Source organism: Novosphingobium sp. 9U, from assembly GCF_902506425.1.
GTDB lineage: Bacteria > Pseudomonadota > Alphaproteobacteria > Sphingomonadales > Sphingomonadaceae > Novosphingobium.
Map to the genome: position 1 here is coordinate 339333 of NZ_LR732504.1, position 23501 is coordinate 362833.

Here is a 23501-nt window from a genome sequence, read left to right on the forward strand (position 1 = left end):
TCTTGCCTTGAGCGTGCGCGTCTTTACCGATCAGTCCACGAGTAAGAGTCTCAGGGACGGTGAAGATGGGTGGGGTCACACGCAAGGTCTGGATCACGCTGGCGTGCTTGCTGCCGGTGCTGGGCACGGCATCGTGCAACAAGCCCGCGCAGACGATCGAGACCGCCATGGTCGCCGATCCGGATGAGTGGCCCAGCTGGGGCCGCAACGGGTTGGAGACGCACTACAGCCCCGTCGACGAGATCACGACCGACAACGTTAGCGACCTGAAGCTTGCCTGGCACTACGATCTGGAGCCCGGGTTCTCCGCCTCGACCCCGCTGATGGCGGAGGGCAAGGTCTTCATCACCACCGGGCATTCGCATATCCGCGCCTTCGATGCGGTCACCGGCAAGCCGCTGTGGGAGTACGATGGCGGGACGCGCGAGCGCGCCAAGTCGGCGCTGCAGATGTCATGGGGCAGCAAGGGCATCGCCTACGATGCCGGCAAGGTGTTCCTGGTCACCACCGACGGGTACGTCGTGGCGCTGGACGCGAAGACCGGCAAGGAAGCCTGGAAGGTTTACGACTACCCCGACCAGGCCCCGCGCAACTCGAACGGTGCGCCGCGCGTGTACGGCGGCAAGGTGATCGTCGGCTACGGCGGCGCCGATATCAGCCCGGCGCGCGGCTTCGTCACCGCGTACGACGCAGCCACCGGTAAGCGCGCCTGGCGCTTCTACACCACGCCCGGCGACGAGGTGACCCCGATCAACGCCCACGCCGAAGAGATCATGCGCAAAACCTGGCCGAGTGGATGGAAGAACCCGGACGGCACCCAGCGCGGCGGCGGCGGTTCGGCCTGGAACGCGTTCAGCTACGACCCTGAGCTGCACCTGGTCTATCTCGGCATCGGCAACGGCTATCCCTACAACCAGACGCTGCGCAGTCCGGGTGGCGGCGACAACCTGTTCCTCTCCTCGATCGTTGCGGTCGACGTGAACACCGGCGCATACAAGTGGCACTACCAGCTGTGCCCCGCCGAGCAGTGGGACTGCACCGCCACTACAGACATGACGCTCGCCGCGATCAAGATCGATGGCAAGGACCGCAAGGTCCTGATGCAGGCGCCCAAGAACGGGTTCTTCTACGTCATCGACCGGGCCACCGGCCAATTCATCTCGGCCGAAAAGATCGCCAAGGTGACCTGGGCCGACCACATCGACAAGAAGACCGGCCGCCCGGTCGAGAACCCCGGCATCCGCTACAACGGCAAGCCCGGCTTGTTCGAGCTGTGGCCTGGGCCGACCGGCGCGCACTCGTGGATGCCGCAGGCCTACAGCCCGCAGACCGGCCTCGTCTACATCCCTGTGCAGGAGCTGCCCGCCCTGATCGGCGAAGGCCAGAAAGGCGGCGGTGAACTAGCGGCCGGCATGGGCGTGACCATGATCCCCGAGGTCGAGCTGCCCGGCGGGCACAAGAGCTACCTCAAAGCCTGGAACCCGGCAACGCAGAGCGAGGCCTGGAAGGTCGAGCTGCCGGGCACCTGGCCGGGCGGTGTCATGGCGACGGCCGGAGGGCTGGTCTTCCAGGGCCAGATCGATGGCAAGTTCGTCGCCCGCGATGCCAGGACCGGCAAGGAGCTGTGGTCCTACAAGGCGCAGAGCCCCATCGTCGGCGCGCCGATCTCCTATCGGGTGAACGGCAAGCAGTACGTCACGGTGATCACCGGTGCCGGTGGCCAGGGCGCGGGCATGCAGACGCTGGGGAACCAGGCGTACCGCACCGACTATCGCTTCCCCCGCCACGTGCTGACGTTCGCGATCGGCGGCACGGACTCGCTCCCGGCGTTCACGCCGCCGGTGCTGACGCCGCCGGCGGATCCGGACTACAAGCCCGATCCCAAGCGCACCCAGGTCGGCTTCATGCTGTTCGCGGGCCGCGCCTGCCTCGTCTGCCACGGCTGGAACGCGGTCGGCGGCGGCGCGGCGCCCGACTTACGCTACTCGCCGGCGATCACCGACGCGGCGACCTTCCGCACGATCGTCAAGGAAGGCGGGTTGAAGCTCAACGGCATGCCGCCCTTCCCGCAGTTCACCGACACGGAGCTGGAGGACTTGCGCTTCTACCTGCGCACCCGCGCGCAGCAGGCCCCGGGCGAGCAGAAGGCCTACATGGACCGGCTGAAGGCCGCCAAGGCCAGCAACGCCAAGCCACAGGACTTCGCGGGGAAGTGGAACATCGTGATTCAGTCACCCGTGGGTCCTCAAAAGGCGGTGATGGACCTGAAGGTGCAAGGCAACGTCGTGACCGGCAAGGTGACGGCGGAGCAAGGCTCGGTCGATGTCGCCGGCGCCTTCGCCAACGGCCGCGCCAAGTTCAAGGGCAAGGCCAGCATGCCGATGCCGATCACCATCGAGTACGACGTGACGGTGAAGGACGGCGAACTGACCGGCGAGAACACCAATGGCCCGTTCGGCACCTTCCCGGTAAGCGGCACGCGCTAAATAGACCAAACTGGCCCTCTCCCCAATTGGGGAGAGGGCCAACCACACAATGAACGTTTCAGCGGCGCCAGAACGCCAGGCGATCGCGGACCTTGCGCCAGTGGAACACCGCGAACCCGCTTCCGAATACGCCGCCCGCCATCAGCAGCAGCTTGGCAATCGCACCAACCGTGCCGGTGAGCGCACCGATGGTGACTCCCCAGAACAGCTGCGACAGAATGGCGACCAGGGTTCCCATCCCCGCAACATCGCGGACGGGCCCTGAACAATCAAGGCGTTATGCTGCGATCGGCAGGTCCTGGCGGGTCTGTCGCTGGTTCTCACGTAGGGCGGCATAGCCGGCCAGCGCCGCCGAACCGAGCAGCGACAACGCGTCCTCGGCAAAGGCCACCGGCGCATCGCGACCGATCGCCTTGGCCAAGGCCGCCCGGGCCTTGTAGCTGATGTAGGCGCCCGCCAGCGCACCGGCCGCGCCGATGCCGGCCGCCAGCAAGGCACGTCCGGGTCGAGCCGCCGCCGCGCCCGACAAGGCGCCACCGATGGCACGCCCGGCCAGCGCCGAGGGGGCGATGCGCGCCGGGATGCCGGGCTGCTTGTCGGCGATGTACTCGCCGATCGCCGCCGCGCTCATGATCGCGCCGGTCCACTTGGAAGCCAGGAACGAGAGCGGCGTGCCTGCTAGGCCGAGCCCACTGCTGGCGGCGGCGACCGTCACCGCGGCCGGCGGAGTGAAGGTGCGCTGGCCGTTGGCAAGGCCGAGGAACAGCGGGACCGACACGTCCTCCATCGTCACGCCAGAGCGTTCGCCCTTGCTGTCGAGCACGGCGATAGGCGGACGACGACGTAGGCCCTTGCGGACGGCTTCGGTAACGAGGCCGAATACCGCATGCGAGGCCAGGCCATAGAGGTGCGTGCGCAAGGTATAGCGCAGCGGCTGGCGCGCGAAGCCGGCGAGCGGCACGGCGATCTGGTCGATCAAGGTGGCGCAGGCAAGACCGAACGCCAGGCCGCGCCAGCGCGTCACGCCCGGCGCCGTTTCGGCAAGCGCGCCGTAAGCCGCACCCGCGAGCGTGCCGGTGACGTAATGGACGGCCTGCCCGCCCGCTTGGCGGTCCGCCCGCCGGAGCCGCGCCGCACCTGCAAGACGCGCCGCGCTGAGCGCAGCCTGCTCGGTTGCCGGCGGCTTCGATCCCGAGGGCTGGAACAGAGCGGCGGAATAGGTCTGGAACACTTCCATGACCGCAGCCCCCGCCAGTCCGGCAAGCGCGCCCGCCGCGGCGCCATCGGCGATCTCCACGGCCGTATCGACCGCCGGCCGCGGTTGCGTGAGGGTCTCGCCGGTGCTGGTCTCAAGAAGCATGCGCAGTCGTCCTGTCCTGTTATGCCGGAGGGGCATTCAGGAGAGGAGCGTTCGGGAACAGCGGCGAGTTCCCGCGGATCGCCGCACAGGCCATAAGGGCAAGCGCGTGACTGGCTCGTTCTTGAGACTTGATACGTCGGAGCGCCGCAGATCCGCAACGCTCCGATCGCACGTTCAAGTCCCGTCGGTGTTCACGCTGACGATGCCGGGACGCTCGGCGCCCATGCCGGAGAAACCGATCGAGTAGCCGCCATCCACGGGCAGGATCGTGCCGGTGACATAGGCGGACTCGTCACTGGCGAAGAACAGCGCGGCATTGGCGATGTCCTGTGCCAGGCCCCAGCGGCCCATCGGAATGCCGGCGAGCGTCGGGAAGTCGGCAGGCGGGCGGTCGTGGGTCTTGGATGCCTCCACCAGGCCGGTCCACATCGTGCCGGGCGCGATGGCGTTCACGCGGATGTTCTTGTCCGAATAGTCGAGCGCGGCGGTCTTGGTCAGCTGGTTCACGCCGGCCTTGGCCGCGCCGTAGACGCTATGGTGCTTCCACCCGACCACGCCAGAGGCCGAAGTGGTGTTCACGATCGAGCCGCCGCCGGTCTTGAGCATTGAGAGAATGCCGTACTTCATGCCCAAGAACGCGCCGCGGATGTTGGTTGCATGGACCTTGTCCCAGATCTCGACGGTTTGGTCGGCCAGCGGCGCCATCGGGCCGCCGAAGCCGGCGTTGTTGCACAGCACGTCGAGCTTGCCGAACGTCTCTTCGGCCTTGGCGATCATCGCCTGGACGTCCGCCTCGTTCGAGACGTCGCAGCGGATGCCCACCGCGCCGTTGCCGACAGCGGCGGCGACCTCGTCCTGCTTGCCTGAGATATCGGCGAGCACCAGCTTCGCACCGTGCGCGCTGAACAGCTGCGCCATTGCCTTGCCCATGCCAGAACCTGCGCCGGTGATCACGGCGACTTTGCCTTCCAGCCTTCCGGCCATTGGTCTTCTCCCTTGTTGCGTTTCTAAGCCGACGTATCGATCGTGGGACGGACCGAAATCTCCGAGATGTTGGTCCGGCGCGGCATGGCCATCATGAAGACGATGGTCTCACCAATGTCGCGCGGCTTGACCGCCCCTTCCTTGCTGACGTGCGCGGCGATCGCCGTGCGCCAGTTCGGGTCCTTGATGCCGCCGGCGACTTCGGTCTCGGTGGCGCCGGGCATCAGCGTGGCGACGCGGATGTTCTTGCCGCCCAGTTCTTGGCGCATGCCGTCGGTCATCATGTTCACGGCATGCTTGCTGGCCGAGTAGGCGCTGGTCATCGGCCCGCCCTTGCGCCCCGCAAGCGAGGAAATCGTGACAATGTCGCCGATACCCTGCGCCAGCATGTGCGGCACCGCCTCGGCGCTGGTGTAGACCGTGCCCATCAGGTTGATGTCAATTACCTGGCGGTAGGTCTCGGTGTCGCAGTTCTCGATGCCGCCCGCCTGCATCACGCCGGCCGAGTTGATCAGGATGTCGATGCGCCCGAACGCCGCCACCGTCTGCGCGATGGCGTTGCGGGCATCGGCCTCAACCGCCATGTCACCCGGGATCGCCAAGGCCTTGCCGCCCAGCGCCTCGATCTGCTCGACCAGCCCGGCCAGCCGCTCGGCCCGGCGCGCGGACATCGCGACGGTCGCCCCTGCCTCGGCCAGGCACAGCGCAGTCGCCTCGCCGATCCCGGAGCTGGCGCCGGTGACGAGCGCGACTTTGCCTTCGAGCAGCTTCGACATAGGTGGTGGCATCCTCTCCGTTTCGGGTCCGCCGATCGGCGGCCTCTATAAAGTATCCAATCGATGGCCTGACCGATGATCGCTGTCAATGCTGAACAGGTGTTCAGCGGGTAGGCGGTCACCTTCGGCTAAGTCGCAAACGGAGCCTGGCAGGCCTCGATAGGCTCAGCCTAGGCAGCGTTGAGCCAGCGTGCGTTTGCATCTTGTGCATTAGCCACGACGTTCATCCGAACACCGCCGGAGCTGAGCTTGTCGAAGCCAGCCAGCTGGCCTTTGCCCAACCGCCACTCCATCGCCTACCGAAACCTGTATACCATTACGCAATCGCCAGCACGCTGCGGTGGATGAAGCGCACCAAGTCCGCCTGCCCCCGAGCGCCCGTCTTGGCGTAGATCCGCTTGGAATAGGTGCGGGCCGACTCGACCGTCAGCCCCAGTTCGCCCGCCGCCTCGGTAATCGACATCCCCCGGCTGAGGGCCAGCGCCAACCGTGCCTCGCTCGGCGCCAAATCGAACAGCTGACCGAGCTGGTCGCAACGATCGGCCGAGGACCAGTTGTCGGCATGCACGTAGGCGACGATCGCGGGCGCGGCCTGCATCGTCCCCATGCGTTGCGCCGAGGCGACCAGCAGCAGGTCGAGCCACGGCTCGCGGCTGAGGACGATCGCGCGCGGGCGGGCCTGCGGGTTGCCCAGCAAGTCGGCGACGGCCGCCACGATCTCCTTGCGCAACTCCGCGCCTTTGGCGGTGAGGCGCCCGTCCTTGCCCCGTGCCAACGTTGCGCTGGCGGCGAGCAGTTCGGCCGCGCTGTAGTCGGCATCGAGGATGCGCCCTTCGGCATCGAGCGTGACCCAGCCAAAGTTCATGCGCCGGATCGCTTCGGTGGCGACGGCCGCCACCATGCGCTCGCGCTCCAGCGCGACGTGCGCGCGCATCGCCGCGCGCAGGAAGGGCGCCAGGTCCTGCAGCAGCCCGTCGACCTCTGGCGGGAAATCACCGGTGTGGCGGGAAATGGTGATCCAACCGCTGACCCCACCCGGCTCGGCGACCCGGATCATGCGCATGTGGTTCATGCCACTGGGCTCGAGCAGCTGGTCGAGGTAATCGCGATGCGCCGGATCGTCGAACTGGAGCAGCTCTGGCAGCGGATACGATCGGCCCTCGACCATGTCATGGTAAGGCATCGGATCACGGCGATAGAGCTCCTCGCGATAGCGGCGGGAGACGGGCGGCGGTGACGGTTCGCCCGCATAGAGGTGGATCACCCGCGCCTCGGGCGTGCCGAACGGCAGCGGGCGAAACACCAGGCTGGCATAGTCTGCTGCCGTGCGTGCCTTCAGCTGCTGGAGGAACACCGTCCACGGCGGACGCTCGACCACGCCCGCGATCAGCGGCTCGACAAGGGCGGCGGCGTCCTCTCCGGAAAGCATGTTCTATCCCCAAATGGGAATTCTCGTTCCCCGGGGCCTAGCCCACAACCGCGGCGCAGACAATCGTGCCCGTGAAGAGGTACAAATGCTGGAGAGGATGCCGCCCATGCCCTTGGACATGCCCGTCCAGCCCGCCGCTTTCCTGCGCACCACGCTGCCGCTCGGGATAGACATGGTGGGCGAGTACGACTCGGGTCGCTACCATTCGATCTGGTTGCCAGACCATATGGTCAGCTTCTGGCCGGACTCGATCTGGACGCCCGAGTTCACCGAGCTGGCCACGATCAGCCCCAGCCCACACCGCCACCTGGACGGCATGGCAGTGACCGCCGCCGCCGCGGTACTGACCACGAACACCCCGCTCGCCACGACCGTGATCGACACCGTACGCCGGCATCCCTCTCTGCTGGCGCAGTCGGCGTTGACGATCAGTCACCTCTCCAAGGGCCGCTTCATCCTCGGCCTTGGCTCGGGCGAGCTGGAGAACACGGTGCCTTATGGCTTCGACTTCAGGAAGCCGGTCAGCCGCTTCGAGGAGTCGATCAAGGTCATCAAGCTGCTGTGGCACTCGAACGGCCCGGTCGACTTCGAGGGCGAGTTCTACAAGCTGGAGCACGCCCGGCTCGACACCGAACTCTACGAGGGCAAAGCACCCGAGATCTGGACCGGCGCGGCGGGCCCGCGCATGCTGGGCATCACCGGGCGCGAGGCGGACGGCTGGTGGCCGGCCGGCTCCTACACGCCCGAGGATTTCGCCGCCAAGCTCAAGGTGATCCTCGACGCAGGCGACGCGGTGGGGCGCGACATGAGCCATTTTACCCCGGCGCTCACGCAGATCTGCCTGATTGGCGAGGACGACGAGATCGACGAGATGCTGCGCCAGCCGATGGTGAAGTCGATCATCGCCATGCTGAATGCGAAGGACGTGGCGCAGTTCGGCTACGAGCACCCGATGGGCCCGGACTGGCACGGCATCATGGACTTCGACCCGCACGTGCTCACCCGTGAGCGGATGATCCAGTTTTGCGAGGACCTGGATACGCAAATGATCCGCGACATCTTCCCGGTCGGCACACCCAAGCAAGTCGCCGCCAAGATCAAGGGCTTCATCGATGCCGGCGTGCGCGTCTACAAGCTGATGGAGTACGGCGGCATGGGCGGCCTGCGCTTCAGCGCCAACTCGGCCGCCAAAGTGCGCGAGACCGAGGACGAGATCCAGAAGCTGGTGCCGGCGTGATGGCGACGGTGGCCGATGGGCAACTCGATGCCGAGGCGCTGCTGGCGCGAGCCGAGGCGGAGACCGGCCTGTCCGACTGGGCGGACGAGACCTTCCCCGAGCGCTTCGGCTTGGCAGTTGCGCACATCAACACGATCCCGATGGATGAAGCCGGGCGGGAGGCGGCTTCCGAGAACATCCACTGGCTGCTCACCGACCGGCTCAACTTCTTCCAGGACCGCAAGGACTACCCGCTCGCCGACGAAGTGATCGAGCGGCCGATGTTCGCCACCGGTGAGCCGCGCTCGGGCACCACCTTGATGCACGCGCTGATGAGCGTCGATCCCGATGCGCGGGCGCTGCGCTTCTGGGAGGTCATGCATCCCTCACCTCCGCCAGGCACGGTGACCGGCACCGATCCGCGCCGCGCGCAATCCGACGCCGAGTGGGTCGAGATCAACACCAAGATGGCCAAGTGGCTCCACAGCCACCCCTACAACGACATGCTGGGCGATGGCCTGCCCGAGGATGAGCGCACCTGGGGCTTCGACTTCCGCGTCATGACGCCGACCGGCTGGTGGCGGGTGCCAATGCAGAACCTCTCGCTCGGGCTGCCGAGCGAACCGGTGGCGCAGTACCGCATCCATAAGGCGATGCTCCAGGCGTTCCAGTATCGGCGACGCAAGAAGCATTGGGTGCTCAAGGGCTTTCACACCATGCGTCTACAGGCGTTCTTTGACGCCTACCCAGACGCGACGCTGGTCTGGCTACACCGCGATCCCGTCATGGTGGCGGCCAGCTCGACGATGATGATGTCCGACATCATGGAAGGGATCGTCGGCCCGATCGACCTGGTCAAGGAAGCGAAGATGCACCTGGAGCGGGTGCGCATGTCTAACAAGGTCACCATGAGCGATCCCCTAGTGGACAATCCGCGCATCCACCACGTGCTCTACCATGACTTCGTGCGCGATCCGGTCAGCACCGTTCGGGGCTATTACGAGTTCGCCGGTCGTGAGTTCACGCCCCAGGCCGAAGCGGCGATGCGCGACTATCTGGCCAACAACAAGGGCGATCGGCACGGCAAGTTCCACTACTCGACGCAAGTGCTGGTGGATGCCGGCTACGACATCGACGCGCTGAACGACGAGTTCCGCCCCTTCCGCGAGCGCTTCGGCGTGCCGATCGAGGTGCGGCGGTGATGTCTTCCCCGAGAGGGGGAGGGAGAGGGGAACCGCCCGAAGGGTGGTGGAGGGGACTCGCGTCCTCACGTGACCTCCGGGGATGGCGAGAGTCCCCTCCACCACCAACTTCGCTGGCGGTCCCCCTCCCCGTCTTGGGGAGGACATAAGTGCACCCGCGCGTCAGCCTCCACGAAGTCGCCTTTCTTGCCGAGGGCACCCGCGCCTTTGCCGAGCACGCCGCAAGCCTTGGTGTGCGCAAGCTCACTCTCGCCACTGGCCCGCTGCTCTCGCTCGGGGTGCCAGCCATCGCGCAGATCCTCGCCGACACCGGCACCTGCGCCACTGCGCTGAACCACGTCTTTGCCGTCCACCCCGACCTGCCGCGCGACCACGGCGAGGCCGCCCAACACCTAACCGCCGCGATCGATGCGGCTGCCCACCTCGGCGCAGACCGCATTTATCTCATCTCTGGCGGACGGGGCTCGCTCTCCTGGGAAGCCGCCGCGACGCGCTTCGCCGAACTGATCGCTCCTTGCGTCGAGCACGGCCGGCAGCGCGGCGTCACCCTGCTGGTCGAGAACGCCTCCGCGCTCAACGTCGATATCCACCTCGCCCACACCCTGACCGATGCCATCCGCCTGGCCGAGATCGCCGGCATCGGCGTGTGCATCGAACTGCACGCCTGCTGGATGGAAGGCGCGCTCGAAGCCAACCTCGCATGCGCCATGCCGCTGACTGGCTTCGTGCAAGTGAGCGACTACGTGCTGGGCGATCGCGTCTCGCCCTGCCGCGCGGTGCCTGGCGACGGCGCCATTCCGCTGGAACGCCTGCTCGGCACGATCCTCGATCTAGGCTATCAGGGGCTGTTCGACCTCGAATTGGTCGGCCCTCGCATCGCCGCGGAAGGTCCGCAAGACGCTACCGCGCGTGCGGCGCACTACTTGTCCGACCTGCTGACACGATTGGGAGCATAGCCATGGCCTATGGCGACGGAGCCGCCGATGCCGACCTCAGCGCCGCCTGGGCTCGTTTTTGCGATCGGCTGAAGGACGCCGGCGCCTACGCCTTCAAGGACGCCAACCCGCCCGCACCGATCCACCGCGCCGACGCGTTCCGCTTCCTGACGCAGAACCTGGGCCAGGCCTTCGATCTGGCGCTGGAGACACGCGATCCGGCATTCCCACAGGTTCATTACTTTACCACGCCGACGATGAAGCTGGGCGGCGACGTGTCCGACTTCACCTATCGCCAGGCCTGGATCTCTGGCGAGCACACGTACCGCCTGATCGGCCGTCGCGGCACAGCGCGCTGGCTCAACATCACGGTGCAGGGTCCAAAGCCCGAGCGTATCCCCGGCACCGACCACCCGCCGCTGCACGAGCCCTTCGGCGATGTCCCCGAGCGCAACATCCTCGGCTCGCAGCTGGAGACCGACGCCGATGGCCGCTTCGAGCTGATCATCGGCGGCGACGAGCGTTCCGGCAACTGGCTCCCCACCACGCCCGGTAGCCGCAAGTTGTTCATCCGCGAGGCTTTCGATGCCTGGGGTGAAACGCCCACGCCGTTGACCATCGAGCGCATCGGCATGGCCGAGCCGCGTCCCCTCGCCACCCCCGAACAGATGATCGAGGCGTTCGACTGGGCGGGCGATTTCGTGACCGGCCTGATGCGCGACTGGCCCGAGCACTCGTGGATGACCTCGGGCGGCGTATGCGATCCCCACCAGCTCAACCAATTCCCCGCCGACAAGTCCGCCGACACTGTCGACGATGCCAAGCGCGGGCGAATGGCCGCACACATGATCTGGCGGCTCCAGCCCGACGAGGCGCTGATCGTCGAGATGGATTGGCACGACGGCTTCTGGATCTTCGGCATGGGCGGGCCGTTCGTTGGCTCAATGGACTTCCTCCATCGCCCAACGAGCTACACACCGGCGCGCACCAAAGTGGATGCCGACGGCGTGGTGCGTTTCGTGCTGAGCCACGACGATCCTGGCGTGCACAATTGGCTCGACACGCAAGGGTTCTCCGACGGCAACCTGACGTACCGCAACCTGATGAGCCGCAACCCCGCGACATTCCGGACCCGGCTGGTCCAGCGCGCCGCGTTGATGGAGCACCTGCCTAGCGACACCGTGACCGTCACGCCAGAGGAGCGCGCCATGATGCTCCTCCAGCGTTATCGCGCCATCAAGCTGCGTTTCGGCATCTAGCGTGCCTCTTCGCAAAGTCGCTTGCACAGACCGCCTGGCGCCGGTAAATGCGCCGCCTGCCCCCGGCCTAGCCGAGGCATGCCGCTTTAGCTCAGTTGGTAGAGCACATCATTCGTAATGATGGGGTCACGTGTTCGAGTCACGTAAGCGGCACCACTACTCTTTCAGCTGGCGAGACTTGGGCGCTGCGGCGCCTTGCGCGATCATTGAGCGAGCGGCCGAAAGATGACCACCATGACCGCCGACCAGCTTGCGAACTTCATCGTCGAGAGCATCGACCGCCATGGCCTGCGCGGGCTGATCTATGAGGCCGATGGCATGACCGACGTCGTCGTCCACGGCAAAGTGAACATGCTTGCCGTGGCCGAGGATGTGATTGCTGCGCTGGGCGCTGAAGCGAGCGCCGGACGCTAGTCGCCGGCCGCTAGCCGCTGGTGTTCGCGCGCGGCTTCGGCGGTCTTGTCACGCGGAGGAATGGCATTGCTGCGCACGATCTCGGCCCGGTTGTCGACCGCGCTGATCAAGCGCGCGCGCTCCAGGTTGCCGGGCGTGCTGACGATCCACACCGGACCGTTTGCGATGTTCTCCAGCCCCTCGCGCGCGACGGTCTCGGGCGGCTCCGCGAGGTCCACCGGCATGCCCAGCCGCGCCATCGCGGGCGTGGCGGTAAAGCCGATGTTGAGGTGCAGCACGTCGACGCCGAGCGGCGCGCACTCGGCCCACAATGCTTCGGAGAAGATGCGGCTGAACGCCTTCGCGCCGGTGTAAGTGGCGAGCGTGGGCGAGCCCAGATAGCTGCTGAGCGAGCCGCCCAGGATGATCCCGCCGCGCCCGCGCTTCACCATCAGCGCACCGTAGTGACGCGCGAAGTTGGCCTGGCCCAGCACGGTGATCGCCAAGACCGAGCCGGTGACCTCCTCTGGTAGCTCGACGAACAAGCCGCGCGTGTTGTTGGCGCCTGCATTATAGACCAGCAGTCCGACTTCGATGTCGTCGGTCACGCCACGCACCTGCGCGAGCACGTCAGGCTGTGCAAGGTCGGCGGAGAGGACGCGGACCTCGGCGCCTTGGCCGCGCAATTCGGCCGCCAGTTCATCAAGCGGGCCCTGCTTGCGCGCGACCAGTACCAGCTTGAACCCGTCCGCGGCCAGCAACTGGGCAAAGGCGGCGCCGACCCCTTCGGAACCGCCGATGATCAGGGCCCATGGGCCGTACTTTTGCAGATCCATCGTCCTCTCCCTTTTTATTGTGTCAGTCGAGCGGGATGCCCAACCCCTCCAGCTCGCGCTCTGCCCAGAACAGGCGGCCGGTGTACTCCCACGGGTTCTCGCAAGCCGCGAAGTAGACCATCATGCGCGCGGGCACGGTCATCGGCACGGCGACACTGTCGTCGAGGCCGCGCTCCTTGACGCGAATGGCGACCAGTTCGGTCGCGACCAGGCCCGGGTGAAGCCCGATCACCGCGATGTTGCGCGCGTGCAGTTCGGGAGCCATGGCGTTGCCGAAGCGATCGAGCGCGCGCTTGCTCGAGTAGTAGCCCGGAACCGCCAGGCTGAAGCCGCCGACCGCGCCCAGCTTGGGCAACTCCTCGGGCTTGCGGAAGACTTCGCCGCTACCGGTCGAGAGGTTGATGATCCGCCCGCCGCCACGCGCCTCCATGATCGGCACGACCAGCTGGGTCAGCGTGAACGGCGCGTGGACGTTGACGGCGAATTGATAGAGCCACTCCTCGCGGGTGAGCTCCAGAAACGGCTTGCCCCAGATCTCCCCCGTGGTGGCGGCCGCGTTGTTGACCAGCACGTCAACACCGCCGAAGCGCTGCACCGCTGCATCGACCAGCGCGCGCAGGTCCGCCTCCTCCGCCAGGTCCGTGGCGACGGCAATCGCCTCACCACCCTGTGCCTCGATCGTCGCCAAGGTCTCGCCGATCGTGCCGGGCAGCGCCGCGTCGACCTCCACCGTGCGTGCGGCGAGCACCACCTTGGCGCCTCGCTTAGCGAAGTCGAGCGCCGCCTGCTTGCCCATGCCGCGGCTGGCGCCAGTGATGATCACGACCTTGCCTTCGAGGCTGAGTTCACGCTGCCGTTCTGTCGGAATGGACGGATAGTCCTGGCCGGCGCTGCCGCTGTGCGCGAACGCGACGTTGTCTGACACCTTGCTCATCTCGATCTCGCTTGTTCCATTATTGGAATAGTAGTTGTTGATTGTGGAATGATGTGCCAGTGCGATGGACGAGTCAACGCCGCCGCGGCGATGCCTGGAGCTGCCCTTGCCCGATCCGTCGAACCCCACCGCACGCGTGATGGACGTGCTGAAGTTCCTCGCCGCCCACCCGACAGAGACCTTCACGCTGGCGGAGATCGCGCGCCATGTGGGCCTGAGCAACGGATCGGCGCATCGGCTGCTGACGACGATGGCGGCGGGCCAGTTCCTCTCGCGCAACGAAAAGCACCGGACTTACTCGCTCGGCATCGCACTGGTCGCCATCGGACAAGCGGCAATCGCCAAGCACCAGGGCATCGAGATCGCGCGGCGCGAACTGGCGCGGCTGGCGGTCGATCTGCGGGCGCAGTGCAGCGCCAACTGCGTGGCGGAAGGCGACATCGTCGTGTTGGTGAAGGAGGGCAGTGCGCAGTCGCACCTGGGACTGACGCGCGTGGGCGAGCGGCGTCCGCTGGTTCCGCCGGTCGGTCTCTGCCACATCGCCTGGGGCTCAAATGCGCTGATCGAGGATTACTTGGGCAAGGCCGAACCGTTCATGGCCGCCCCCTTGCGCGATCACCTGCGCGCGGCGTTGCCGCTGATCCGTGAGCGCGGCTATGCGATCTGCGCTAACGGACCCGGCGCCGCCGCCAGCCGGCAGGCGCTCGTCATGGCGAGCGACCAGGTGCGCGACGCTGCCTATTGGGCGCGCGTGCACGCGTTGGTAGGCGAATTGTCCGCCGACGAGATCCAGCTGATCGATTTCGCCGCCGCAGAGGGCCCCGGCATCAGCTACATCGCCGCGCCGGTGTTCTCGCCCGCGGCCACGGTCGCCTTCCAGCTGGTCGCCACCGGCTTTCCGACCGACATGAACGTGCGAGAGATCGAAGCCTGCGCACGACGGCTATGCGCCACGGCGGCGATCGTGACGGCCGAGATGCACGGGCGCGTGCCGGCTGTCTAAAGCTGCGGCACCGGCTGCATGGGGTCGAGCGGCAGGCGGATCTCGGCGCGGTAGCCATCGTTGGACGGCCCCACTGCCAAGGCGGCACGCTCGGCGAAACGGATCGCCAGGCGCTGGCGAATGATGTGCAGGCCGATACCCTGGCGTCCCTCGCCGCTGCGCCCGCCCGCATTGCAGGTCGTCGAGTTGAAGACGCTGAGCACCAGGTCGCCTCCGTCCGCCTGCACATCCACGACGACGCGGGACGCACCGCGGCTGCGTGCCACGCCGTGCTTGATGGCGTTCTCCACCAGTGGCTGGAGGATGAAGTTGGGCACCGGCACTTGCGCGACCGCGGGGTCCATCTGCACCGAGACGTGCAGGTTATCGCCAAAGCGCGCGCTTTCGATGCCTAAGTACGCGCGGATGACCTCGATCTCCTGCGCGACGGGGACGTCCGCCATCGGATCGGTGCCCAGCGAACCGCGCAGGAATTCGCAAAGGCGCATGATCATCTCCTCGGCCTCGTCCTTGCGGTCGATCAGGACCAGGCTGGAGATCGAGTTAAGCGCATTGAACATGAAGTGCGGGTTGAGCTGCAGGCGCAGCGCCGCGGCTTCGGAGCGGGCGGCTGCGGCCTCGGCGGCGGCAGCGCGTGCGGCGGCTGCATGTGCCGCGCCGCGCACGTGCATCGCCCAGAGCAGCGTCAGCGAGAGACAGAACGTCCACAAGTAGAGGATGCCGACGGTGAAGAGTCGCTGCAGGTTGATGTTGAGCGTCCAGACCTGCCACTCGGGGATGAAGGTAAGCGAGACCCAGCGCAGCCAGTAGAGGTCGAACGCGGCCTGTACGGCGGTCGCCAGCAACAGCGCCACGGCTTGCGGCGGCCAGCGCAACAGCGGCGATTGGCGGCGCAGCCGGGCGCGCAAGTGGTGCAATGCCAGGGTCTGCGAAACACCGAGCGCGAACAACGGGACGGAGGCGAGCAGGTTCAGCCCCGGCACCGAACGGCCCAGCAGGTACGCGATGATATCGACCAGCAGGTAGCCGAAGCCCCAGACGACCAGGACCGGCCCGATGACGGTACGTTGAAATGGCGTGTGCGCGGCCGCTGCCTCCTCGCCGCTCATCGGATGATCTTCTTGGGCTGGCATCCCAGCAGGCGACCTTCCGGATCGTACTGCGCCCATCGCGCGGCCATGCCGCTTTTCAGCATGGCGCAGCTGAGATCGACGCCCCTGCCGTTGCGGCACAGCGCGCCGACGCGCCCGAAGGAGGTCGGCCCGTAGGACACGCACTCGAGCCGTCCGGCCGCGAGACGCGACAGTTCGGCCTTAGCGGCCTGGCCGCTGGCATCGGGACACAGATCGAACTGATGGCACGTATCGTCCATCTCGCGCGCCTCGATCCCGCGCAGGCGGATCAGCACCGGCTGACCGTCCTGGTCGACCTCGGAGCAGGCAATCGGACCATCGCCGTCAAAGACGCTGAGCACGCTGCAGCGAAAGCGCTCACCCGCCGCGGTATCGACGCGGACCGGCGCCATGTCGCGCACGACATTGAACAGAATAAAGGCGACCGCGCCGATGATGATCGCGGCGATCACGGCGCCCATGCCGCCAGGACTGCTCGCCGTCCCGGCGCTCCCTGTTGCAGACACGCCGATCACCCCACCTGTCGCGCTACTTCCGATCGCAAGGCGTATACATGCGCGCGGGCTGCGCATCTATAGCGATCGAGACGAGGTCAGCAGAGTGACTTAAGCGCTGCTGTTCCAGCGGGTTTTTCTCAGACGTTCTGCGCAAATCAGCGCGCGCGGGGCGGTCCCTTGCGGTGCGGCTTGCCCGGTCCGCCGCTGCGAGGTCCACCATCGCGCGCGGGACCGCTGCGATACTGCCGGGCATTGTGCTTGGCGCTCTGGCGCGGGGTATCGGCCGGACCGCCTTCAGCCTGCTCGATCCGCACGCCGCTCTCGTCGGAGCCATCGGCTCCGGCCGTGCGGGCGACGGCGGCGGCGAACTTGCCTGCCGTGGCGCGCGGGATCTGGAACCAGGTCTCGGTCGCGGCGATGCGGATCGCGCCGATCTCACCCTTAGTGACGTGGCCGCGGCGGCAGATCAGCGGCAGCACCCACCGCGGATCGGCGTTCTGACGGCGTCCGATGTCCATGCGGAACCAGACCACATCCTCGAAGCCGGGGCGGTGCTTGTCGACTTGCGCCGCCTTGCGTGCTTCGGGCGTACCCTCGATCAGCTCCTCGGGGCTGGGCAGCGAGGCACGGTGTGCGCGCACCAGAGCGGCGGCGATGTCCTCGGGGCTACGCTCCGCCAGCAGACGGGCGCCGAGTTCGCGGTCCTCCTCGTCGAACTCGACAGGCGCCAGCAGGGCTTCCAGCGTGCGCTCGCGGTCCTTGGTGCGGATATCCTCCGGCGTCGGCGCAGAAATCCACTCAGCCTGCACACGTGCGTCGCGCAGCATGCCCTCGACACGGCGGCGGCGCGGGTAAGGCACGATCAGCACCGCGGTGCCCTTCTTGCCCGCGCGCCCGGTACGGCCGGAGCGGTGCTGTAGCGTCTCGGCGTCGCGTGGCAACTCGACATGGATCACCAGGCTGAGCGTCGGCAAGTCGATGCCGCGCGCGGCAACGTCGGTGGCGACGCAGACGCGCGCGCGACGATCGCGCAGCGCCTGGAGCGCGGCGTTGCGTTCGTTCTGGCTGTGCTCGCCCGACAGTGCGACGGCTTCGAACCCGCGCTCGACCAGGCTGGCGTGCAGGTGGCGCACGTTGTCGCGCGTGGCGCAGAACAGCATCGCCGTGTCCGCCTCGTGCAGGCGCAGCAGGTTGATCGCGGCATGCTCGATGTCGGACGGCGAGACGGTGACGGCCTGGTAGGCGATGTCGCCGTGCCCGCGCTCTTCGCCCACGGTGGAGATGCGCAGCGCATCGCGCTGATAGCGCTTGGCGAGCGCCGCGATCGGCTTGGGCATCGTCGCCGAGAACAGCAGCGTGCGCCGCTCGTCCGGCGTGCCGTCGAGGATCTGTTCCAGGTCCTCGCGGAAGCCCATGTCGAGCATCTCGTCCGCCTCGTCGAGGACTGCGACGCGCAGGGCCGAGAGGTCGAGCGCGCCGCGCTCCAGGTGATCGCGCAGGCGTCCCGGCGTGCCGACGACGATGTGCGCGCCATGCGATAGTGCGCGGCGTTCCTTGCTCGGATCCATGCCGCCGACGCAGAAGGCGATGCGCGCGTTGGCGGCGGCATAGAGCCAGCTGAGCTCGCGGCTGACCTGCAGCGCCAGCTCGCGCGTGGGCGCGATGATCAGCGCCAGCGGCAATCCGGGCGCCGGCAGCGTGCCATCCCCAGTCTCATTGGCAGCGAACAGCTGCGCCGCCATGCCGAGCCCGAAGGCCACGGTCTTGCCCGAACCGGTCTGGGCCGAGACAATAAGGTCGCGCCCTTCCGCCTCCGGTTCGAGCACGGCGCTCTGGACGGGAGTCAGCGCGGAATAACCGCGCGCGGCGAGCGCTTCGGAAAGAAGCGGGGGAACGGATTGTGGTGTCATGAAGTGGGGCTACATGGGCCTCTCCGCGCCCGGACACAAGGCCCGAGGCGGTTTGGTCACGCAACCGCGCCGCTTCAGCCGCCCAGTTTGGACAGGATAAAGGCCAGCAGGAAGCCCGCCACGGTGATCAGGCCCGAGAACTCGTGCGTCTCTTCAGTCGCTTCCGGGATCATGGTGTCGACCAGCATTGCCAGGATCGCACCCGCGGCGATTGCAGTGGTAGCGGCGATCACGTCCGGGCTCGCGCCGGCCAGCGCGACGTTGCCGATCAGCGCGGCAAGGCCCGATAGCACGGCAATGCCGCCCCAGACGCCGAAGATGTAGGCCGGCCCTCGGCCCGCCTGCTTCATGCCCGCCGCGCTCGACAGGCCTTCGGGCACGTTGGAGAGGAACACCGCGGCGACCGTCACCAGGCTGACCCCGCCGCCTTGCAGCAGGCTGACGCCGATCACCACCGACTCCGGGATGCCGTCCAGCAAGGCGCCGATGGCGATGGCGAGACCGGAACCGCTGTCGGCCGACGGCTGGCTCTGGTCCGGGTTGGAGCCCGAGCGTTTGCGATGGCGGGCGCCCGCGCGCGACACCACGACGTTGGCGAGGGTATAGGCGAGAGCGCCGCCGACGAAGCCCAGTGCAGTCGAATCGAACCCGCCGCGCCGGTACGCCTCGTCCATGAGGTCGAACGCGACGGCAGAGATCAGCACGCCCGAGCCGATCGCCATGACGGCAGCGATCAGCCGTTGCGGCAAGCGCACCCAGTACGCGACGCCTGCGCCCAGCAAAAGCGCCGAGCCACCGACCAACCCCCAGAAACCTGCCTGCAACGCCAGAGACATGATCGCGTAACCGCCGCGGCGGCAGATGGCTCCCGGCTCAGGGGTTACATGATCTCAGGCCGGTTTGCTGCCAGCCGGATCATGCGCCGCGGCGAACCGGTCGATCTCGCCCGGCGCCAGTTCCAGCCGCTGCGCCACGGTGCCGATGTCGATGTCCTCTGCCCGGAAGCGCGCGAGCAGCTTGCGCAACACGTTGCTGCGCGCGCCATAGGCATCGCGGGGGGAGGCGACGTGCGCGAAGCAGTTGAACAGGATACGCCCGTCGGTGATCGCATCGACGAAGGCCTTGGGTGCCGGATCGTCGAGCACGGCGGGTTCCTGCTCGAACAGCTCGGTGACGATGGCGATCACGCGCTCGGCGTCGATTTCGAGCGGGACCGAGAACTGGATCTGAAAGCGGCCGAGCGGATTTGCGAGCGTCTTGTTCAGCACCGACTTGGTGATCAGCTCGGAGTTGGGGACGATGAGCGTAGAATGGTCGGCCAGGGTGATCTCGGTCGATCGCACCGAGATGCGCTTCACGTCGCCTTCGTCGGTGCCGACACGGACCAGGTCGCCGATCTTGATCGGGCGCTCGGCCAGCAGGATGAGCCCCGAGACGAAGTTCTGGGTGATCGCCTGCAAGCCAAAGCCGATGCCGACCGACAAGGCCGAGAGCAGCAGCGCGATCCGCTCCACGCCGATACCCAGCGAGGCCAGCGCCCAGATGATGGCAAGCGCGATGCCGACATAGCGCGCCACCAGGCTGACCGAGTTGCGGCCCGATCCGTCGAGGTCGGTGGCGGGCAGGTAGCGGTTGTCGAGCCAGGACATGAAGGCGCGCACAACGCCGAGCCCGATCGCGAGCACCAGGATCGAGCGCACGATCGCGCCTGGCGAGATCTCGATCCCGCCGACCGCGATGCCTTGCGACAGCGTGCCGAGCCGGCCGAACAGGCTGGTCAGCCCGCCGCCGCCGCCGAACGGCGAGAGCAGCAGGCCGAGCGCGATCAGCACCAGCACCAGCCGCAGCGCGAACGAGAGCAGGACGCCGAACTGGTCGACCAGGCTGGGCCTGAGGCCCACGCTGCGCACCAGCGTGTTGCCCAAGCGGCTGTTGCGGCTGAACAGGGTGGTGGCGACATCGTCGGCGCCGTTCAGCAGCAAGTAGAGCGCCGAGCCCGTCAGTACGATCCAGATGATCAGCCGCGCGACGAACAGGCTGAGCGCGACATAGCCGATCGCCAGGCCGACCAGCGCCACGGCAACGAGCAGCCAGGCAAGCAGCACCAGCGCGCCAAGGCCGGTGCCGCTGGCAGGCGCATCCGCCGCTTCCTCGCGCTCCGCCCGTTGCGCGCGCAGGCGGCCGAGCACGCGCAGGAAGGTGGCGATCCAGAACACGTGGAGCAGCGCTTCCACCACTTCGGCCGCAACCCACGCCGCCTGACTGGCGCCGACCGCATGATTGAAGGCGTCGACCAGGATGCTGAGAAAGGCGATGATCGCCAGCGGCCAGGCGAGCGGGCGCAGCCGCGTCGCGGTCTCGTCCGAGACCGGGAGCACTCGCCACGAGGGCTGTTGACGCATCAGCACCGCCCCGGCGACCGCGACGGTGAAGGCGGCGAAACCGCTGGCTAGCACCAGCCCGTCGAGCAGTCCGTCCCAGCGGCCAGGCAGCACCTGCGACCAGCGCAGCCCCTGGACGAAGGCGACAGCGGCCAGCGTCGGCAGGATCGTGCCGACCAGCAGGCGCCACAAGGCAAAGCCGGAGCGGCGGATGCGGTGGCCGGGCGCCGTGCCGATCAGGTAGCGCTGGCCCAGCTCGCGCAACTTGATCCGAGCCGGGAACAGCAGCACCGCCGCCACCAGCGCGCCCAGCACCATCGTCCAGGGCACACCTTGGCGCCAGCGATCGAAGCCTTGCGTCACGCCCTGGTTCACGAAGCGGTCGACGCGCCGCACATCGCGCGGCAGGGCGGAGACCACAGCGCTCCAGAAATCGGGCGTCAGCGGCGAATGAGCACGGGTCGACAGGGTCTCGTTCAGCTGCTCGGCCCGGCTGCGGTCGATCTCGTCGATCAGCTGCTGCGCCTCGACATCGACCAGCCGCCCGCGCTTGATCGCGGCATCGATAGCGGCGCGGTTCTGCGCCAGCCGCTGGCGCTCGCGCTGGATCTCGGGTGCTTCGGTGGTGCCCTGCGCAATCGGGCCAAGACCCTCGATACGAGCATCGATGCTGTCGAGCTGCTGCTGCAGGTTGCTGGAGGACGCGCGCACCGCCTGCTGCGCGGCGAGTGCCTTGGCGCGCAAGTCGTCGTGCTGGTCGACGTCCGCGCCGGCATCGAGCGCCCGATCGACGGCGCGCACTTCGCCCTCGGCCTGGGTGATCTGCGCGGCGGTCTGGACCAGCGTCTGCGTCTGAGCTTGCGATTGCGCCAGCGCGGGCGAAGCCAGCGCATGGGCCAGTGCTGCGACCAGCAGGGCAACGGCAACTCGGATGCCGGGGCGAAGGCGAAGGCCGAGGCAGAAAGGGGGCAGGCTGGACATCGGTGGCTTCATGTAGATCGCGCGAGCAGCGCTGCAACCTCGATCAGCGCTCACGTTTCTGCAGGTAGAGGTAGCGCGGATCGAACTCGGCCTCGCGCCAGAGCGCTTCCTTGTCGAGCACATCGACCCGCCCACGCCGCAGCTCGACCACCCCGGCCTCACGCAGTTCGCGCACCGTGCGATTGACGTGGACGTTGGTGAGCCCGGTGCATTCGCTGATCTCAACCTGGGTCAGCGGGAACGCGAAGCCGGTCTCGTCCGCGAGGCCGACGAGCTCCAGGCGCAGCTGCAGTTCGCTCAGCAGCATGGCAACGCGGCCCCGTGCCTTGCGCCGGCCCAGCGAAAGCTCCCATTCGCGGTGTATGGCGGCATCGAGATTGGTGTTGAACCAGTAGATGCGCGTGAGCGCGGGGAACTGTTCGGTCACGCGCCGCAGCCCCTCGTGCGGGAAGTGCGCCACCTTGGCCGGCGTCAGGGTCATGATATCGTGGTCGAGGTACTTGAGCGTGAAGCTGTGCAGGTCGACGAAATCGCCCGGCACGTGGATCTGGGTGATCTGGCGCCGGCCGTTGGTGAGGTCCTTGTAGCGGCAGATGAAGCCTTCCAGCAGCAAGGTGCTGTGAGTCTGCTCGACATAGGCGGGCACCACGACCTTGTCGGCGGGATGATCGCGCGTCTCGGAGATGAGCCCGCGTATCGCCTGCTCGTGCTCCGCTGTCAGCGTTGCGCGCGCGCGCAGCTTCATGAAATGGCGTTCCAACATCGTGCTCTCTTCCGGCTGGCGCGGATCAGGTCGCATGTATGGCGCAATATCCCGCTGGATCGGAGCCGGGTAGGCGACGCGTGGATCGAAGCCGGGATCGGTGGGCGAACGGTTGGCCATAGCGGCCGAACAATCCCGAAAACGATCCTGAGTTCCGAATGCGGACCACATCGCCCGACACGTCTCCCAGGCAAACTGACGCATGTTAAGCCAAGCGTCCAGCATTACCGCGGAAGCGCACACCCCGCCGGCTCCCAATCGCATCCCAATACGTGCGCGGACGACAAGTCACTCACTATTTTTTCATCAACTTAACGTGGGTAAATCAGCCCACCGTCTGAAATGCGCCACATAGCGCGCTCTGGGGTTTTCTGAGGGTACTTGATGAAGTCCGGTTTGGGCAAAGAGCCGTTACGCCGTTTCCGGAGGCACGAGCATCTCGCATTGGCTGGTGAAGCACAGGACAGGGTCTACCGCCTCGATGAAGGCTGGGCCTGTCGCTACATGTTGCTGCCGGACGGTCGCCGGCAGATCACCGCCCTCTACCTTCCCGGCGATTTCTGCGAGCCGCAGTGGGTCCTCGCCGGCCGCGCCGAGCTGCCGATCGTCGCGCTCACCGATGTAATCGCCACCGAGATTCCACTCGGTTCGATTGGCGGCGACAGCGACGAAGGCGTGTCGGAGCTGACCGAGGCGCTGATGACGAACTTCAATCGCCAGAGCGACTGGATCGTTAGTCTGGGCCGCCGGTCCGCCAGCGGCCGCATCGCAGCGCTGTTCGCCGAGATCTACAATCGCCTGCAGCGCAATGGCCGGGTCCGGCAGCCTTGCACCATTCCGTTGACGCAGCAGGACATCGCCGATGTGTGGGCTTGACGCCGGTGCACGTGAACCGCGTGGTGTCGGAGATGCGTCGGCAGGGCCTCGTGCAGTTCAGCGGCAAGACGATCATCGTCCCTCGCCCCGACGAGATCGCCGGACAGCACGACGGGCTGGGCCTACCAGGCTAGGGTTCAGCAACGC

At 67.2% G+C, this 23501-nt stretch carries 22 protein-coding genes and 1 tRNA gene; 10 read left to right on the forward strand and 13 right to left on the reverse strand.

Annotated features, from left to right (window positions below):
* Nucleotides 1–65 precede the first annotated feature (65 nt).
* A complete protein-coding gene (locus tag GV044_RS18390) occupies nt 66–2486 on the forward strand; it encodes a PQQ-dependent dehydrogenase, methanol/ethanol family (RefSeq protein ID WP_159873548.1) in 2421 nt (806 codons plus the stop codon).
* Nucleotides 2487–2544: 58 nt separating this feature from the next.
* On the opposite strand, the gene GV044_RS18395 is transcribed toward GV044_RS18390, so the two are convergent.
* The 5 genes from GV044_RS18395 to GV044_RS18415 all read right to left on the reverse strand — a co-directional run bounded on the left by GV044_RS18395 (nt 2545) and on the right by GV044_RS18415 (nt 7035).
* Nucleotides 2545–2724, reverse strand: a complete 180-nt coding sequence (locus GV044_RS18395; RefSeq protein WP_159873550.1) for a hypothetical protein — start codon at nt 2722–2724, stop codon at nt 2545–2547.
* Between the two features lie 39 nt (nt 2725–2763).
* The gene (locus GV044_RS18400) at nt 2764–3846 is read right to left on the reverse strand and encodes a DUF1440 domain-containing protein (RefSeq protein ID WP_159873552.1); all 1083 of its coding nucleotides are present in this window, start codon (nt 3844–3846) and stop codon (nt 2764–2766) included.
* Nucleotides 3847–4020: 174 nt separating this feature from the next.
* Entirely contained in the window at nt 4021–4830 is an 810-nt protein-coding gene (locus GV044_RS18405) for an SDR family NAD(P)-dependent oxidoreductase (RefSeq protein ID WP_159873554.1), read from the reverse strand.
* Between the two features lie 23 nt (nt 4831–4853).
* Nucleotides 4854–5606: an SDR family oxidoreductase gene (locus GV044_RS18410; protein ID WP_159873556.1), complete on the reverse strand. Its 753-nt coding sequence runs from the start codon at nt 5604–5606 to the stop codon at nt 4854–4856.
* A gap of 316 nt (nt 5607–5922) precedes the next feature.
* Nucleotides 5923–7035, reverse strand: coding sequence for a helix-turn-helix transcriptional regulator (locus GV044_RS18415; RefSeq protein WP_159873558.1), 1113 nt, complete (start codon nt 7033–7035; stop codon nt 5923–5925).
* A 106-nt stretch (nt 7036–7141) separates the two neighbouring features.
* On the opposite strand from GV044_RS18415, the gene GV044_RS18420 reads away from it, so the two are divergent.
* From GV044_RS18420 to GV044_RS18445, 6 genes are all read left to right on the forward strand, one after another.
* Nucleotides 7142–8272, forward strand: coding sequence for an LLM class flavin-dependent oxidoreductase (locus GV044_RS18420; RefSeq protein ID WP_236555087.1), 1131 nt, complete (start codon nt 7142–7144; stop codon nt 8270–8272).
* Nucleotides 8272–9453: a sulfotransferase gene (locus GV044_RS18425; protein WP_159873560.1), complete on the forward strand. Its 1182-nt coding sequence runs from the start codon at nt 8272–8274 to the stop codon at nt 9451–9453. The genes GV044_RS18420 and GV044_RS18425 overlap by 1 nt, the downstream gene beginning before the upstream one ends.
* 149 nt (nt 9454–9602) lie before the next feature.
* Nucleotides 9603–10409 (forward strand): sugar phosphate isomerase/epimerase, encoded by an 807-nt coding sequence (locus GV044_RS18430; RefSeq protein ID WP_159873562.1) that lies wholly within the window; start codon nt 9603–9605, stop codon nt 10407–10409.
* Nucleotides 10410–10411: 2 nt separating this feature from the next.
* Nucleotides 10412–11647: a DUF1214 domain-containing protein gene (locus tag GV044_RS18435; protein ID WP_159873564.1), complete on the forward strand. Its 1236-nt coding sequence runs from the start codon at nt 10412–10414 to the stop codon at nt 11645–11647.
* Nucleotides 11648–11727: 80 nt separating this feature from the next.
* A tRNA-Thr gene (locus tag GV044_RS18440) sits at nt 11728–11803 on the forward strand.
* 69 nt (nt 11804–11872) lie between these two features.
* On the forward strand, nt 11873–12061 hold the full coding sequence (locus GV044_RS18445) for a hypothetical protein (RefSeq protein WP_159873566.1): 189 nt from the start codon (nt 11873–11875) through the stop codon (nt 12059–12061).
* Here GV044_RS18445 and GV044_RS18450 read toward each other — a convergent pair.
* A complete protein-coding gene (locus GV044_RS18450; protein WP_159873568.1) occupies nt 12058–12876 on the reverse strand; it encodes an SDR family oxidoreductase in 819 nt (272 codons plus the stop codon). The two genes, GV044_RS18445 and GV044_RS18450, sit on opposite strands and share 4 nt — an antisense overlap.
* A 22-nt stretch (nt 12877–12898) precedes the next feature.
* The gene (locus tag GV044_RS18455) at nt 12899–13810 is read right to left on the reverse strand and encodes an SDR family NAD(P)-dependent oxidoreductase (RefSeq protein ID WP_159873570.1); all 912 of its coding nucleotides are present in this window, start codon (nt 13808–13810) and stop codon (nt 12899–12901) included.
* Between the two features lie 64 nt (nt 13811–13874).
* On the opposite strand from GV044_RS18455, the gene GV044_RS18460 reads away from it, so the two are divergent.
* Nucleotides 13875–14813, forward strand: coding sequence for an IclR family transcriptional regulator (locus GV044_RS18460; protein ID WP_159873572.1), 939 nt, complete (start codon nt 13875–13877; stop codon nt 14811–14813).
* On the opposite strand, the gene GV044_RS18465 is transcribed toward GV044_RS18460, so the two are convergent.
* From GV044_RS18465 to GV044_RS18490, 6 genes are all read right to left on the reverse strand, one after another.
* Complete coding sequence (locus GV044_RS18465) at nt 14810–15946, reverse strand: sensor histidine kinase (protein WP_236555088.1); 1137 nt, start codon at nt 15944–15946, stop codon at nt 14810–14812. The two genes, GV044_RS18460 and GV044_RS18465, sit on opposite strands and share 4 nt — an antisense overlap.
* The gene (locus GV044_RS18470; RefSeq protein ID WP_159873576.1) at nt 15919–16452 is read right to left on the reverse strand and encodes a thermonuclease family protein; all 534 of its coding nucleotides are present in this window, start codon (nt 16450–16452) and stop codon (nt 15919–15921) included. The genes GV044_RS18465 and GV044_RS18470 overlap by 28 nt, the downstream gene beginning before the upstream one ends.
* Before the next feature lie 146 nt (nt 16453–16598).
* Entirely contained in the window at nt 16599–18353 is a 1755-nt protein-coding gene (locus GV044_RS18475; protein ID WP_159873578.1) for a DEAD/DEAH box helicase, read from the reverse strand.
* A 74-nt stretch (nt 18354–18427) separates the two neighbouring features.
* Nucleotides 18428–19189, reverse strand: coding sequence for a ZIP family metal transporter (locus GV044_RS18480; RefSeq protein ID WP_159873580.1), 762 nt, complete (start codon nt 19187–19189; stop codon nt 18428–18430).
* Nucleotides 19190–19243: 54 nt separating this feature from the next.
* On the reverse strand, nt 19244–21715 hold the full coding sequence (locus tag GV044_RS18485) for a DUF3772 domain-containing protein (protein ID WP_159873582.1): 2472 nt from the start codon (nt 21713–21715) through the stop codon (nt 19244–19246).
* A 43-nt stretch (nt 21716–21758) separates the two neighbouring features.
* Nucleotides 21759–22598 (reverse strand): Crp/Fnr family transcriptional regulator, encoded by an 840-nt coding sequence (locus GV044_RS18490; protein ID WP_236555089.1) that lies wholly within the window; start codon nt 22596–22598, stop codon nt 21759–21761.
* A gap of 324 nt (nt 22599–22922) precedes the next feature.
* Between GV044_RS18490 and GV044_RS18495 the strand changes: the two genes are divergently transcribed.
* On the forward strand, nt 22923–23354 hold the full coding sequence (locus GV044_RS18495) for a Crp/Fnr family transcriptional regulator (protein WP_159873584.1): 432 nt from the start codon (nt 22923–22925) through the stop codon (nt 23352–23354).
* Nucleotides 23355–23359: 5 nt separating this feature from the next.
* Nucleotides 23360–23488, forward strand: a complete 129-nt coding sequence (locus GV044_RS18500; protein ID WP_236555100.1) for a helix-turn-helix domain-containing protein — start codon at nt 23360–23362, stop codon at nt 23486–23488.
* The last annotated feature ends 13 nt before the right edge of the window (nt 23489–23501 follow it).